Below are 14,543 nucleotides of genomic sequence, written 5' to 3'. Positions count from 1 at the left end.
TAGCATCAGATTCCTGGTACCAGGTCGTTGTGCGCGAATCCTGGGGGTGGTCCACATGCAGCGTTGGGCACGAGGGAGTCTTCTGGTCGTCGCGCTGGGTGCGATGTCGAACCTCGCCCTGAGCTTCGTCCCCGATGTGATTCCATATCGGGTGACGATTGCGATCGTCTGGTGCACGGCCGTCGGAACGGTGGTCATCGCCGTCGTGTACCTGTTCGAGCAGACCATCGCCGCCCGCCAGCGGGTGGAGCGGGAGGCCGAGCTGGAGCGGGCTCGCCTGCTGGACGAGCTGCGCCAGCACCGGGGCATCGCGTGGGTGAGCGCGGACCGCGAGCACCGGAATGCTTCGCTCGACATCTGGAAGGCGGCGCGGCGGCAGGTCGTCGTCTTCGGGTTCGGCATGACGAGCGTGGCGCGCGATCCGAACCTGATCTGGGCAATGGTCAACCGCGGCGTGGACGTCGACGTGATCAAGGTCGATCCCGAGTGGCTGGTCGACCACCCCGCGATCGCCGCGACCATCGACGGGTACTACGACCGGGACGAGGCGTTCATCGGGCAGGTGCTGCAGGCGCACGTCCGGCTGGAAGGGCTCGCCCGCCAGATCAACGCGGCGGGACGGGGCCGGCTGAACATCCACACCTACCGGACCACTGTCCAGTACAGCGGCTCGATCCGGGACCCGGGAACACCCGAGGCGTCGGGGTACGTGGAGTTCCACCTCTACCGGAAGTCCATCGAACGCCTCGGCATCGGCCTGAAGCAGTACGACGGCGACGACGACCTCAACCCGCCGATCCTGCGCCACGTCCTGCACTCGCTCTCCCTGGCCGTGGGGCATCCGGTGCCGGCGGCGGAGCGTCGTCCGCCGGCTCTGGGTCCCGGGGAAGAAGGACGGGCGCTGGGCGAGGAGTGCGAGCGCCCGGGAGCAACGTCGTGACGGACCGCGGGGGATGGGCGCGCGGAGGTTTGGTCGTCGTAGCGCTTGGCGTCGCGTCGAACCTCGTTCTGACCTTCGTGCCGGACGTCGTCCCGGAACGGGCGGCTCAGGTCATCGTCTATTGCATGACGGCGGTGATCGTGGTGGCGACGCCGCTGTGGGTGTATCGCGAGCTCGTGGAGTCGTCTCGCCGCCTGGAGGAGGAGCGCCGCCGGATGCGGGGTATCGAGGCCGTCGGTGGCGACTACAGCCGGGAGGGTGACACCTATGAGGTTTGGGGCGCGGCTCAGGAGCGCGTGCTCTGTTTCGGGGTCGGACTGACCAGGATCTCCGCCGATGAGGACCGCATCGCGGAGGCGGTGGCCCGTGGCGTGAGGGTGGACTTCGTGATGGCGGATCCGCAGTGGTCGCGGGAGCGGGCGCAGGTCCAGGACTTGGTGGGCGTCTACTACGACGAGGACGCATTTCTCACGCGGATGGAGAAAGCGCACGGCACTCTTCGGTCGTTCGCTGAGCGGTTCGATGGTGTGAGCGGCGAGGGCGTGGTTTACGTGCACACCTATCGCTCCTGGGTGCAACACAGCGCGACGATCGCGGACCCATGGTCACCTGAACCCAAGGGGTACCTGGAGTTCCATGTCTTTCGTCGGCAGGCTGCCTGGATTCGGCTCCGTGCATCAGGGTTCGACGGTCCACCCGGAGGCCAGTCGTACGTGACGCACATTCTTCGCGAAGTTGATCGATTGCTCGGATATCGGCTTGAAACCGCGTAACGCGGCCGAGATGTGGCACTATCCGGGGTGTGCCTTTGGAGAAAATTGCCCTGATCAGCGACGTGCACGGCAACCTGACCGCACTTGAGGCGGTTCTCAACGACATCGGGTCTCGGGAGGTAGATCGGATCATCAACCTCGGGGACTTCGTCGGAAAGGGGCCGCGGGGCAGCGAGACGGTCGATCGGTGCGACAAGGTGTGCGACGTCAATATCCGGGGCAACTGGGACGATCACCTGCCGACGTGGAGCGACGAGTCGGCGACCGAGATGACCTGGTGGCGCGACGAGCTGCGCCAGGACCAGCGCGAGTGGCTCAAAGCGCTGCCACTAAGTCACGACCTGCTGATCAGCGGGCGGCACATCAGGCTGTTCCACGCGTCGGCGAGCAGCCCGCACGTCCGGGTGCATGCTCACCACACGACCGAGGAGTTCGAGGGCATGTTCGTCAACACCCCGATGACCGGCCACGGGCCGGCGCCCACCATGGTCGGGTACGGCGACATCCACGACGCATTCGTCGAGGTGGAACGCGGACGGACGCTCTTCAACGTGGGCAGCGTGGGCAACCCGCTGGACGAACCGGTCCCGAGCTATGCGATTCTCGAGGGGATGGTCGACGAGCCGGGGCCGGCGCCCTTCGGGCTGCAGTTCGTCCGGGTGCCGTACGACATCGAGGCCGAGATTGCCGCTGCCGCACGGCTGGGCATGCCTGCGCTCGAGCCATATGCGGTCGAGCTGCGCACGGCCGTGTATCGGGGGTTCCAGGAGATGTGATCAGGCCGGTCGGGTCACTGCGACGTCGATCCAGAGCTTCTCCGCGGAGTCCGGGTCGACGACCACCCACGGCTGAACCGAGACCTTCGCGCCGTAGACGTCGCGGGCTGCCTCGGCCACGAGCCAGACGAAGTACTCAAGCGTGTAGTGGTTCCGCCAGCGATGGGTGACCCGGCCGTCCGCACCCGCCTTGGTCTCCAGGCCCTGCCGGTTCGACATGGCGGCGGTCGTGGAGATCAGGGCGGTACCGCCGGGGGCGACGTAGGCGAGCACCTTGTGCACGGCGTCGTCGTCGGACTCGGGCGGGAAGAGGTGCACGAAGGCCGTAGCGAGAACGAGGTCAAAACGTGTGCCGTCGAGCCGGGCCTGCGCACCGTGCTCGTCGATGTACCGGCCGGAGAGGAACTCGCCGTGGAGCAGTCGCGGCCTGCTGGCCAAGGTCGGGTCGTCCGCGAGCTCACGTGCCGCGGTGATCATGGGCGCCGAGAAGTCGACGCCGGTGACCGCATACCCCAGCGCGGACAGGACGCGTGAGTGGGTGCCGTCCGCGCAGCCGATGTCCAGCGCCGTCGGATGTGCGTCAACGGCAATCTGCGGCAGCCGATGAGTAAGCCATTTCTTGGCGTTCTCTTGACGGATCTCCGCAGAGCCCCTGTACGTTCCCGCGAGCATGTCATAGGCGGCGCGATTGATATCGAGAATCGCCTGAAGATCGGGAGACGCGCTGCCGACGGCTGGAATCAGTGTGGGCACTGCGGACGGCGCGGCCATCCATCCCCCTCGCGCGCGATGGATCGTTTCGATCCGCCAGTTGACTGGAAACCCGCCGCCTCGCAATCGGGGACCAGCGGAATGGCGCTTATCGTGTCACATCTCACGCGGCGCCGCGTTCACTCGTCGGGGTGTGTGCGTGAGCAATTGCCATGTCCGCGGCCGTCGCGGGAGAAAAGAATCTTGGACCAGATACTGAAACTCGCACCGATTCGACTGGACTCCGACCGCCTGAACGAGCAAGACTGGCCGTGTGAACGAGATCACATTGGAAGCAGAAGTCATCAGACCGCACCATGACCTGACCGCGCTTGAGGCGGCCCGGCTGCTGGGAGTGTCCAAGCTGCACGTCATCGACCTTCTCGAGGCAGGTGAGATCGACTACCACATGGTCGGCGCGGACCTCATGTTCAACGCCGAGGAGATCGAGTCCTACAAGTCGGACCGCGAGCACCGCGACTCGGAGTCCCTCGTATCCGCATGACCCCCCGCGCGGCGGGCGGCGCCCTGGCGCTTCCGCTGACGCAGTGCGTGGGCCTCGAGCACCTTTGACGCCACGCACCCTGACGCCTGAGCGCACGTTCATCACCTACAGAACGTGCGCTCTTGTCGTGTCCGACGTCGTGTCGCGAGTCGTGTCAGGCCCAGCCCAGCGGTTCCAGCTCGCGAGGGCCGTCGCCGATGAGCCCGGCGATCGTCTCGGCGGACACGGGCCGCCCGCCCCAGACGTCGACGCCGACGTTGATCTGCCGCCCGCGCTGGCGCCACGTGTCGTGCACGTGGCCGTGCACCACCCAGCCGCCCCGGTCCACGGGCCGGTACTCGACGAACCGGTCCGCGCCGTGCGAGTCGCCCTCGAACGGGAAGTGGGACAGGTCGACCTCCTCGTCGCCGAGGGCCACCCGCTCCGGCCGGTCATGGATCTCGGCGAAACCCGCGGCCAGGTAGCGTTCCCGCGCGGCCGCCCGACGCCGCTCGCGGCCCTCCGGGTCACCCTTGCGTAGGGCGCGGTCGCCCTCCCAGCAGCGGTCGTGGTTGCCGGGAACGAGGATCTTGCGGCCCGCGAGCCGCCCGATGTGTGCGAGGGACTCGTCGAGGGCGCCGAGGGCGACGTCGCCCAGCACCCACACGGTGTCGTCGTCGGTGACGGTCTCGTTCCAGAGCTCGACGAGCCGGGCGTTCATCGCGGGGACGCCGGGGAACGGGCGATCGCAGAACCGGATGATGTTCAGGTGTCCGAAGTGCAGGTCGGACGTGTAGTACGTAGTCATGTAAGACGCCATTCAACCGCTCCCGGGCCGCCGAGGGAACTGAATTCGGCGGCCCGGGAGCGGACGGCGGGGCTCAGGGCCCCGTTGTCCAGACGCAGGTGGAGCTGTCCGTCGTGAATTCGGCCTCCTGGACGCCGCCGTCCAGCCAGCCGCGCACCACGCCTTCCTGCCGACCGCCGTGCGGTAGTCGCCGGCCGGGATCGTGACCGTCGTGCTCGGGATCGTCAGCGAATAGCTGGTGCACTCCGGCTCGTCACCCTCCGCGTAGTACACGCAGCCGTCGCACGCGTCGATAGCGATGACGCCGGTCGCGGGCCCGGTGTAGACCATCTCGAACGGGTCGGGGCTGTGGTTGAAGACAGTGATCGTGACCGTCCCCTCAGGCTCGGCACGAGCGGGCAGGCCCACGCCCGCCGAGGGTTCGAGCTGCGCGATCCCCGTGGCGATCCGGAGCCGTTCCGCGTAGTCGGCGTCCTTCGCCCGCGGATAGGTGTCGAGGAGCGCGTCCAGGTTCTCGTGCGCAGCCGTGTACTGCCGGTCCTCGAACTGCGTCACGCCGCACGTGAGGAGGCCGGCGGGGACCTCGGTGCGCGCCTTGTCGGCCAGCGCGCTGACCTTCCCCGCGTCGAATCCCCCGAGAAATCCGGTCGATGCCGTCACCAGCGTCGTGTCGGTGCAGCCGCCCTTGCTCGTCAGGTTCCTGATCAGGTCGTCCCGCCAGGCCGCCAGCTCCTTGGGCAGGTCCTGGGCGGGGTCGCTGGCCGGGTGATCCTTCAGGAGCTCGGTGAGCATGGGGCGCGCGCTGGCGAGCACGCCGCGCTCCGTCGAGCGCAGACCGCAGTCGTGCAGGCCGCCGGGCAGCTCGCTCCGGGCAACATCGCGCAGGGCCCCCGTCGTGCCGGGCTTCGCGAAGTGCCGCTGGGCGGCTACGGCGTTGCAGATGTCCGTGCCCTTGGCCTGCGCGTACAGGTCGTCGATGAGGCCCGGGACGCGGTCGGCGGCACGTGTGCGCGAGTGCTCGGCCGCGGTCCGCACATAGGTCGCGTAAGCGGCGTCGTACACCTTCTCGTACGGGGGGAACGCGGTGCCCGTCGACTCCAGGCTCTCCTCGGCCTGGTCAAGGTCGTAGGCGAGGTACTGCTCCAGCACCTCGTGCTGCGTCACGACGTACGCGGCACCCAGCAGCGGGACGACGGCGAGCGTGGCCCACGCGACGCGGCGGGCGGCGCCCGGGGTCCAGACGGTGGGGCGCCGCACCTCGCGCCGCATCCGGCGTCGGGCGAGGAGCGCCGCGTCCAGCGCGAACAGGACCAGCGCGCCCACGTAGCCGACCGCCCACCAGGCGTCGATCGGCTCGCGCCCGATCGGCAGCGCGAGCCACACGAGCGCGGCCGTCGCGGCCAGCGCGACGACGAGGCGCGCCCAGGCCCGCAGGTGCAGGTAGCCCAGCCCGAAGCCGCTCAGGTTGAGCAGCGCGGCGGTCAGCGGGCGGGCCGACGGCGCGGGCTCGCCTCCGGTCGGCTCGGTCGGCTCGGCATCATCGACCGTCTCGGGCGTCTGGGCGGCCGCCGCCGTCTCGGGCATCCCGGCGGGTGCGTCGGTCGGCTCCTCGGGTGGGGTGGCCGCCGGCGCGGTGTCAGTGCTCATGAGCCGCGATGCTAGGTGCGCCTTTTGCCCCGAAGCGGCGAAAAGGGGCTGCCGAACAGGGTGAATTGCCGCGATGAGTCCGAACCGTAATGGGCGGCTGTCAGGTACGCCGGGATGGGTCATGATCGGCGGGTGGACCTCGCCGTCGATCTCAGCCAGCGCACCGGGCGCACCGACGCCATCTACCGGGCCCTGCACGGTGCCCTGACCACGGGCCGGGTCGCGGCGGGGGAGCGGCTGCCCTCGACGCGCGACCTCGCGCGCGACCTCGGCGTCTCGCGCGCGAGCGTCGCCACCGCGTACGAACGGCTCGTCGCGGAGGGGTTCCTGGAGACGCGGACCGGCGCGGGCACCTTCGCCACCGCTGCGGCGAGCGACGCCCCGCCCGTGCGGCACCGGGGCCCGGGCGCACTTCGCCCGCGGGCGGGGTGGCGCTGGAGCGCGCATCCTACGAGCGCGGACGCGCCGGTCCCGGACTACGACTTCCGCGTGGGCATCCCCGACGCAAGCCTCTTCCCCTTCGACACCTGGCGCCGGCTGCTGGCCGCCGAGTCGCGCGCGGGCGGTGCCGCGGCCGGCTCGTACGGCGGCCCGGCGGGCCTGCCCCGGTTCCGCGAGGCCGTCGCCCGCTACGTGGCGGGCTCCCGCGGGGTCCACGCCGGGCCCGACGACGTCATCGCCACCACCGGTGCCCAGCAGGCCCTCGACCTGGTGGCGCGCGTGCTGCTGGAACCGGGGGACGTCGTCGCCATGGAGGACCCCGGCTACCCCGAGGCGCGCGAGCTCTTCGCGCTGCACCGGGCGCGCGTCGTGCCGGTGCCCGTCGACGCCGACGGCCTGGTCGTGGACCAGATCCCGGCCGAGGCCCGCCTGGTCTACACCACGCCGTCGCACCAGTTCCCACTGGGGATGCCCCTCTCGCTCGCCCGACGGCGGGCCCTGCTGGCACACGCCGCGCGGCACGGGGCCGCAGTGGTCGAGGATGACTACGACAGCGAGTTCCGCCGGGCCCGCCGTCCGCTGGAGTCGCTGCAGGCCCTCGACCGGGACGGCCGCGTGGTCTACGTCGGTACGTTCTCGAAGTCGCTCCTGCCCGGCCTGCGGGTCGGCTACCTGGTGGCGCCGCCGTCGCTGAGGGAGGCGCTGCTCGCGGCCCGGCAGCTCACCGACGGGCACGGCGCCGTGCACGTGCAGGCCGCGCTCGCGCGCTTCATCGACGATGGCCTGCTCGCCCGGCACGTCCGGAAGGCCTCGGCCCGCTACACGGAGCGGTACGAGATCCTGCTGGACGCCTTGGCGGAGCTGCCGGTCGAGCCCGTCCCGACCGCGGCGGGCCTGCACCTGGCGGCCTACCTGCCCGCGGACGCCTCGGTGAGCTCGCAGGTCCTCGTCGCCCGTGCCCGACGCCGGTCGCTCGCCCTGGAGTCCCTCGCCGCCCTCGCGGTGGGCCCCCACCGCGACGGGATAGTGCTCGGGATCGGCAGCGCGGTCACGAGCTCGATCCGGCCAGGGATTCGGACGCTGGGGCGTCTGCTGACGCCGTGACGGCCGGAGCGGCGGAGGGTGCGGCCGGCGCAGCGACGCGCGCCCGGCGGCGCCGCCACGTCGCCCAGGCGAGGCCGCCCAGGGCGGCGAGTACCGGGCCGGTCATGTGCGGGCCGGTCATGACGAGCAGCCCGAGCGCGGCGCCCAGCGACACCACGGCGCACCACCATGCGATGCCCCACCGCGGCAGGAGGCGCAGCGCCGCCGCCGCGCCCACCACGTAGAGCAGGGAGAACGTGGCGGTCGCCATGAGGAGTATCGCGTCGGTGGACTGGTGCAGGGCGGCGAGCAGCGCCGTCGTGCCGAGGGCGACGCCGGCGATGAGGGCCAGCGAGCGGCGGGGCGTGCGGCCCGGCGCCGTCGCGAGCCAGCCCGGGAGCGCGCCGTCGCGGGCGAGCGCGGCGCCCATCCGGCTGCCGCCCGCGAAGTAGACGTTGATGGCGCCGATGGTCAGCAGCACGGCCAGCACCGTGGTGACGGGCCGGGCCTGCTCGCCGAACCCGAGCACGAGCAGGTCCGAGAGCGGCGCGGGCCCGGGCGCCGGGCCGAGCACTGCCACGGTCGCGAACGCGACACCGAGGTACAGCACCCCGACGGCCGCCACCGCTATCGCCGTGGCCCGCGGGATGTCCCGGGCAGGACGGCGGTACTCCGCCGACAGCGAGCCCAGGATCTCCCACCCGGCGAAGGCCCAGACGAGCAGGGCGGCCGCGGAGCCCACAGCGCCCCAGCCGTGCGGGGCGAACGGGGTCAGGTAAGCGGCCTGTGCGTGCGGGAGCGCCACGACCACCGCGACCGCCAGCAGGAGCGCCACCACTCCTGCGATGACGAGCTGCGCCGTGCCGGACACGCGCAGGTCGAACCAGTTCATGACCGCGCAGACCGCGATGATCGCAACGGTGGTGACGAGCGCGGTCCCGGTCCCGCCGCCGGTCGCGTCGGCGACGTAGGCGCCGGCGAAGCCCGCGGCGGCAGGGGCGCCCACGGGGATCGTGGCGTAGAAGGCCCAGCCGACCATGGTGGACGCCCGCTCGCCGAACGCGAGGCGGGCATAGGTGGCCACCCCGCCGCCGTCGGGGTGGCGCGCGCCGAGCGCCGCGAACGTCGTGGCGAGCGGGATCGACAGGAGCACCAGCGCGCCCCACGCCACCAGGGACGCCGGGCCGGCCACGTCCGCGGCCAGGGCGGGAAGCGAGATGACGCCGGTGCCGAGCATGGCGCCGAGGGTGAGCGCGGCGCCCTGGGGGACGCTGAGACCTTGTCGCATGACCCTGACGCTAGGCGCCCGGTGGACCGGCGAACGGGCCGATCCGGGGCCAGTCGTTCAGGCCGATCCGGTTCGCTCCGGCTCGCCTGGGCTGTTCGACGCCGTCCGCGCGTGCTGCGGCGCGCTCGCCAGCTCGCGCAGCCGGCGCAGCCCCGCGGTGGTCGCGACGACGATCAGCGTGTCGTCCGGGTGCAGGTACCAGCCCTCCGACGGCTCGATCATCCGGCCGCCGCCACCGCTGGCCTGCGGCTTGGTGCGGATCGCGAGCAGGCGGCTCTTCACGTCGGCCCCGCCGTCCCCCTCGGCGCCGTCGAGGTCGACGTCGTCGGGCTGCATGCGGGCGAGCCTGCTGCCCTCCATGATCACGATCTCGGCGAGCACCAGCACCCGGTCCCGGTACGGGATGGTCGCCTTGACCTCCTGGCCGATCATCGCTGCGGCGAACCACGGCGCGGCGAGGAACGAGGAGCTGAGCCCCGCGGAGTCGGGGATCTCGCGCCGGATGCGGCGCGACAGGTCCTTGTCGTACACCCGCAGGACCGTGCGCAGCCGCGCGGGCGCGTCCTTGGGCCGCGGGATCGAGCGGGCCGCGAAGCCGATGCCGATGGTCGTCGCCCCGCCGCTGGTGACCACCACTATCGCCTGGGCGGTGTCCACGTATGCGGCGCGCAGGGTCGCCGCCCGGCGGGCGTCGCCGATCACGACCGGGACGTCGCGGGCGCGGGCGATCGCGACGCCGCGCGCCGACTCGGCGACGTCGACGGCGACCACCGGCACACCGCGCCGGTCCAGGGACCGCACGATGCGGGTGCCGAGATCGCCGAGGCCGACGACGACCACGTGGTCGGCCATCGGGTGCAGCGGGGAGCCGGTGTCGAGCAGGCGCTGGGTGCGCACCACGCCGTCGACCACGACACCGGTGACCCACGGGATGACCGCGACGCTCACGATCGTCAGCACCACCTGGGTGGCCTTGACCACGGGGTTCGCGTCGTTGTCCGGGTCGCTGCCGGCGAGAGAGGGCAGCACCGCCTCGTACAGTGCCCCGGCCCAGGACGAGCCCGTGGCGAGCTTCATCGTCACAGCGCCGACGAGGACGACCACGAGAAGGACCCCGGCGGCGAGCAGCAGGTTCCAGCCGGAGGTGATCGCCAGGGTGCGCAGGTACTCGCCGAACCGGCGTCGCCGGTGCGGGTCCACCTCGTCCTCGTCGGGCTCGAGGTCGGCCTTGATCTCGGGCAGGACGTCGTCCTGCGCGGCGTCCGCCAGGAGCACCTTGGGGGCGAGCCCTGGCATCTCGTCGTCGTTCGGGAGCGCCGTGACCGTGCCGTCCGCGGCCGTGGCGAACAGGACCATGCGGGTCGGCAGGGACGTCTGATCGTCCGACACGGCGACCAGGCGGCGGTGCTGCACCGGGAGGCGGATGAGGCGGCGCAGCGCGGCGCCGACGATCTCCGGAGCCGCGAACGCCGACGACGACAGCACCGTGCAGCGGTCGCGCTGCAGGTGCCGGCCGAGCGACTCGTCGAAGATCCGCACCACGACGTGCAGCTCGGGCCAGGCCTCGCGGAGCAGGAGCGCCAGGGCGACGTTGCCGCCGTCGTCCTGGTTCACGAGGGCGGCCGCCGCGGCGCGGCCCGCGCCGGCCGCCTTGAGCGCCTCCTCGTCGAGACGGTCCGCCTCGAGCACGTCGATGCGGTCGCCGTTGCCGTCGCGGTTGATGGCGAGCATCTCCTGCGCGTACCGGGAGGTGCGGTCCGGGACGACGACGGTCACCGTGCCGCTGAAGCGGGTCGTGAGCGCCCTGGTCAGGCGATAGGCGAGCGGCCCGTCCCCGACGACGACGTAGTGCGCGTGCGCGCCCGATCCGGCATCTGTCATGTTCGCAGAGCGTAGCGGGACCCTCCGACAACGAGCCCACGGGTGGGGGCTCGCCGCCGGAGGGTCCGGTCGGGCGCTACCTGCGGCTCAGGAGGGGACGTTCGCCACGCCGTCCGGCAGGAGTCGCCTGCCCAGGACCTTCTCGCTGTAGCCCGTCCGGTCCAGGTACGGCGTGATGCCGCCCGTGTGGAAGCCCCAGCCGGCGCCGAGGATCATCGCGAGGTCGATCTGCTGCGGGCCGGGCACCACGCCCTCGTCCAGCATCAGGCCGATCTCGGTGGTCAGCGCCGTGAGCACGGAGTCGAGCACGCCGTCGGCGTCGAGCACGCCCGGCTCGCCGGGACGGGCGGGGCCGAAGTACTCCTGGACGGCCGGGTTGACCGGCTTGTGCAGGCCCTTGGCCGGGGCGTCCAGCACCACCCGGGTGCCGTCCTCGACGATCCTGGCCAGGCCCGCCGACACCGGGATCCGGTCCCCGAGGTTCTCCCGCAGCGAGGTGAGCACGTGCTGCGCGACGGCGGGGCCGACCAGGTCGGTCAGCTCGAACGTCGGCATCGGCAGGCCCAGCGGCGCGAGCGCCCGGTCCGCGACCTCGACGGGGGTGCCGCCCTCGATCGCGTCCACGACCTGGCCCATCACGAGCAGCAGCAGGCGGTTCACGATGAAGCCCGGACGGTCGGCCGACATGATCGCCGTCTTGCGGAGCTTCTTCGTGATGGCGAACGCCGTGGCCAGGGCCTCGTCGGAGGTGGCTTGCGCGTTGATCACCTCGACCAGCGGCATCTGGGCCACCGGGTTGAAGAAGTGGATGCCGACCACGCGCGCGGGGTGAGCCAGGTCCGCCGCCATCTCGGTGACGGACAGCGCCGAGGTGTTGGTCGCGAGCACCGTCTCGGGGGAGATGACGCTCTCCAGCTCGGCGAACACCTTCTTCTTGAGGCCCATGACCTCGGTGACGGCCTCGATCACGAAGTCGCACGAGGCGAACTCGCCGATGTCGGTGGTGCCGGACACGGACGCCACGATGCGGGCGGCGGCGTCGGGCGCCAGGCGGCCGCGGCCGGCCAGCTTCTCGGCGGTCTCGCGGACGAAGGCCAGGCCCTTGTCCACGCGCTCCTGGTCCAGGTCGCGCATGACGACGGGGACGCCGAGCCGCTGCGCGAACAGGAACGCCATCTGGGCGGCCATGAGGCCGGCGCCCACGACGCCGACCCTGGTGATCGGCTTGGCGAGCTTGGGGTCGGGAGCACCGACGGGCTTCTTGCCGCCGCCCACGAGGTTGAACGCGTAGATGCTGGCGCGCATCTCGTCGGACATGATCAGGTCCGCCAGCGCCTGGTCCTCCGCGGCGAACGCCTCGGCCTTGGTGGCGTTCCGGGCGGCGGCGATGAGCTCCAGCGCGCGGTGCGGCGCGGGGCGCGACGCGCCGACCAGGGTGTCGAGCTGCGCCTTCGCGGCGGCGACGACGCCGTCCCACACGGGCTGCGGGTCGAGCTCGCGGCGGGGCACCTCGACCTCGCCGGTGACGACCTTCGCGGCCCAGATGATGGACTGCTCCAGGAAGTCGGCGGCCTCGAACAGCTCGTCGACCAGGCCGATCCCCCGGGCCTCGGCGGGCTTGTACGGCTTGTTCGCCGCAGGCCGCGTGAGGATGACGTCGATGGCCTTCTCGACGCCGACCAGGCGCGGCACGAGGTAGGCGCCGCCCCAGCCGGGCACCAGGCCGATGCCGGTCTCGGGCAGGCCGAGCGCCGCGGCGTCGGACGCCACCGTGCGGTAGTCGCAGTTGAGGGCGACCTCGAGGCCGCCGCCCAGCGCCAGGCCGTTCACGAACGCGAAGGTCGGCACGCCGGTGGCCGCGCGCAGGTCGCCGAGGATCGTGTACGCGGCGTGGCCCGCGCGGCCGAGCTCGACCGCCTCGTCGTGGCCGTGCACCGAGGTGATGCCCTTGAGGTCGGCGCCGGCGGCTACGAAGTAGGGCTTGCCTGTCACGCCGACGGCGGCGATCTCGCCGGCTTCGGCCCGGGTGCGGACGACCTCGAGGGCCGCCTTCAGCTCGGCGATGCCCGCCGGGCCGAGGGTGTTCGGCTTGGTGTGGTCCAGGCCGTTGTCGAGCGTGACCAGCGCGAGGACGCCGGCGCCGCCGGGCATCCGCACGTCGCGGACGAGGGAGTGGGTGACGCGCTCGGTGAACGTCGTGGGGGTGTCGGGCACGGGTCAGTTCTCCTCGTCCGTGTGGCCGGAGTAGTCGGCGTGGTGCGGGTTCTCCCAGATGACGCTGCCGCCCTGGCCCAGGCCCACGCACATCGCGGTGAGGCCGTAGCGGACCTCGGGGTACTGCTCGAACTCGCGGGCGAGCTGGGTCATCAGGCGGACGCCGGAGCCGGCCAGCGGGTGGCCCATGGCGATGGCGCCGCCGTACGGGTTGACGCGCGGGTCGTCGTCGGCGATGCCGTAGTGGTCCAGGAAGGACAGCACCTGCACCGCGAACGCCTCGTTCAGCTCGAACAGGCCGATGTCGTCGATGGTCAGGCCGGCGGTCTTCAGCGCCTTGTCGGTGGAGGGCACCGGGCCGTAGCCCATGATCTCCGGGGGCACGCCGGCGAAGCCGTACGAGACCAGGCGCATCTGCGCGGGCAGGCCCAGCTCGGCGGCGACGTCGCCCGCCGCGAGGATGGCGCCCGTGGCGCCGTCGGTCAGGGGGGACGACGTCGCGGGGGTGACCCGGCCGCCCGGGCGGAACGGCGTCTTGAGACCCTGGATGGACTCGAAGGTGGTCTCGGGGCGGGGCAGCTCGTCGGTGGTGGCCAGGCCCCAGCCCTGCTCGGAGGAGCGGACGGCGACCGGGACCAGGTCAGGGTCGATGTTGCCGTTGGCCAGCGCCTTGGCGTACTTGGCCTGCGACTCGACGGCGAACCGGTCCGCGCGCTCCTTGGTCAGGTGCGGGAACTTGTCGTGCAGGTTCTCCGCGGTGACGCCCATGTTCAGGGCCTGCGGGTCCACGAGCTTCTCGGCCACGAAGCGGGGGTTGACGTCGGCGTCGAAGCCCATCGGGTGGCGGCCCATGTGCTCCACGCCGCCGGCGATCGCGATGTCGATGGCGCCCATGGCGATGCCCGCGGCGGTCGTCGTGGCGGCGGTCATGGCCCCGGCGCACATGCGGTCGATGGCGTAGCCCGGCACGGACTGGGGGAGACCGGCGAGCATGCCGACCGTGCGGCCGAGCGTGAGCCCCTGGTCGCCCTGCTGGGTGGTGGCGGCGATGGCCACCTCGTCGATCCGCTCCGGGGGGAGCTCGGGGTGGCGCCGCAGCAGCTCGCGCACCACCTTCACGATCAGGTCGTCGGCACGCGTCTGCGCGTAGAGGCCGTCGGGCTTGGCCTTGCCGAAGGGCGTACGGGCGCCGTCGACAAAGACGACGTCGCGCACCGCACGGCGGGCACGCGGTGTTTCCGGGGCTGCGGTCATCAGCAGAACTCCTGGGGTTTTCGGGACGGCGACGTCCGGTGAGCGACGCCGCTGGATCGCGATACACGCTACCGCGAGTACCGGTAAAAAGCACGCACGAAGTGAGACCAAGTTCGGGGACTGCTGAAACGGAGTCTCGCCCTCGCGACTGACGAAGTAGAGCGCCTGTCCGAGTCTCCCGGTGGACGCCGGGAGACTCGGACC

The 14,543-nt window shown here is 71.7% G+C and carries 12 protein-coding genes; 5 read left to right on the top strand and 7 right to left on the bottom strand.

Annotation, left to right across the window (positions count from 1 at the left end; genetic code table 11):
- Positions 1-55 precede the first annotated feature (55 nt).
- The 3 genes from ACFT2C_RS22805 to ACFT2C_RS22795 are packed head-to-tail and all read left to right on the top strand — an operon-like array spanning position 56 to position 2,489.
- Entirely contained in the window at positions 56-940 is an 885-nt protein-coding gene (locus ACFT2C_RS22805; protein WP_377209367.1) for a hypothetical protein, read from the top strand.
- On the top strand, positions 937-1,713 hold the full coding sequence (locus ACFT2C_RS22800) for a hypothetical protein (RefSeq protein ID WP_377209366.1): 777 nt from the start codon (positions 937-939) through the stop codon (positions 1,711-1,713). The genes ACFT2C_RS22805 and ACFT2C_RS22800 overlap by 4 nt, the downstream gene beginning before the upstream one ends.
- Positions 1,714-1,742: 29 nt before the next feature.
- On the top strand, positions 1,743-2,489 hold the full coding sequence (locus tag ACFT2C_RS22795; protein WP_377209365.1) for a metallophosphoesterase family protein: 747 nt from the start codon (positions 1,743-1,745) through the stop codon (positions 2,487-2,489).
- Here ACFT2C_RS22795 and ACFT2C_RS22790 read toward each other — a convergent pair whose 3' ends face one another.
- Positions 2,490-3,260 carry a class I SAM-dependent methyltransferase gene (locus ACFT2C_RS22790; RefSeq protein ID WP_377209364.1) on the bottom strand — a complete coding sequence of 257 codons (771 nt, stop codon included), beginning with the start codon at positions 3,258-3,260 and terminating at the stop codon, positions 2,490-2,492.
- Positions 3,261-3,513: 253 nt separating this feature from the next.
- Between ACFT2C_RS22790 and ACFT2C_RS22785 the strand changes: the two genes are divergently transcribed.
- The gene (locus tag ACFT2C_RS22785) at positions 3,514-3,744 is read left to right on the top strand and encodes a helix-turn-helix domain-containing protein (protein WP_377209363.1); all 231 of its coding nucleotides are present in this window, start codon (positions 3,514-3,516) and stop codon (positions 3,742-3,744) included.
- A 154-nt stretch (positions 3,745-3,898) separates the two neighbouring features.
- On the opposite strand, the gene ACFT2C_RS22780 is transcribed toward ACFT2C_RS22785, so the two are convergent.
- Together ACFT2C_RS22780 and ACFT2C_RS22775 are read right to left on the bottom strand one after the other, a co-directional pair.
- Positions 3,899-4,531, bottom strand: a complete 633-nt coding sequence (locus tag ACFT2C_RS22780; protein ID WP_377209362.1) for a metallophosphoesterase — start codon at positions 4,529-4,531, stop codon at positions 3,899-3,901.
- A gap of 12 nt (positions 4,532-4,543) precedes the next feature.
- Positions 4,544-6,178, bottom strand: coding sequence for a hypothetical protein (locus ACFT2C_RS22775; RefSeq protein WP_377209361.1), 1,635 nt, complete (start codon positions 6,176-6,178; stop codon positions 4,544-4,546).
- 132 nt (positions 6,179-6,310) lie between these two features.
- On the opposite strand from ACFT2C_RS22775, the gene ACFT2C_RS22770 reads away from it, so the two are divergent.
- Entirely contained in the window at positions 6,311-7,723 is a 1,413-nt protein-coding gene (locus ACFT2C_RS22770; RefSeq protein WP_377209360.1) for a PLP-dependent aminotransferase family protein, read from the top strand.
- On the opposite strand, the gene ACFT2C_RS22765 is transcribed toward ACFT2C_RS22770, so the two are convergent.
- The 4 genes from ACFT2C_RS22765 to ACFT2C_RS22750 all read right to left on the bottom strand — a co-directional run bounded on the left by ACFT2C_RS22765 (position 7,668) and on the right by ACFT2C_RS22750 (position 14,339).
- A complete protein-coding gene (locus ACFT2C_RS22765; protein WP_377209359.1) occupies positions 7,668-8,990 on the bottom strand; it encodes an amino acid permease in 1,323 nt (440 codons plus the stop codon). The two genes, ACFT2C_RS22770 and ACFT2C_RS22765, sit on opposite strands and share 56 nt — an antisense overlap.
- Positions 8,991-9,047: 57 nt before the next feature.
- On the bottom strand, positions 9,048-10,871 hold the full coding sequence (locus ACFT2C_RS22760; RefSeq protein ID WP_377209358.1) for an NAD-binding protein: 1,824 nt from the start codon (positions 10,869-10,871) through the stop codon (positions 9,048-9,050).
- A gap of 87 nt (positions 10,872-10,958) precedes the next feature.
- Positions 10,959-13,022: a 3-hydroxyacyl-CoA dehydrogenase NAD-binding domain-containing protein gene (locus tag ACFT2C_RS22755; protein ID WP_377209386.1), complete on the bottom strand. Its 2,064-nt coding sequence runs from the start codon at positions 13,020-13,022 to the stop codon at positions 10,959-10,961.
- A gap of 66 nt (positions 13,023-13,088) precedes the next feature.
- Complete coding sequence (locus ACFT2C_RS22750; protein WP_377209357.1) at positions 13,089-14,339, bottom strand: thiolase family protein; 1,251 nt, start codon at positions 14,337-14,339, stop codon at positions 13,089-13,091.
- Positions 14,340-14,543: the final 204 nt, after the last annotated feature.

It is taken from the genome of Promicromonospora sp. NPDC057138, from assembly GCF_042670845.1.
GTDB lineage: Bacteria > Actinomycetota > Actinomycetes > Actinomycetales > Cellulomonadaceae > Promicromonospora.
Note: the sequence above shows the minus strand (reverse complement) of the source record. Positions and strands in the feature narration are given on the sequence as shown.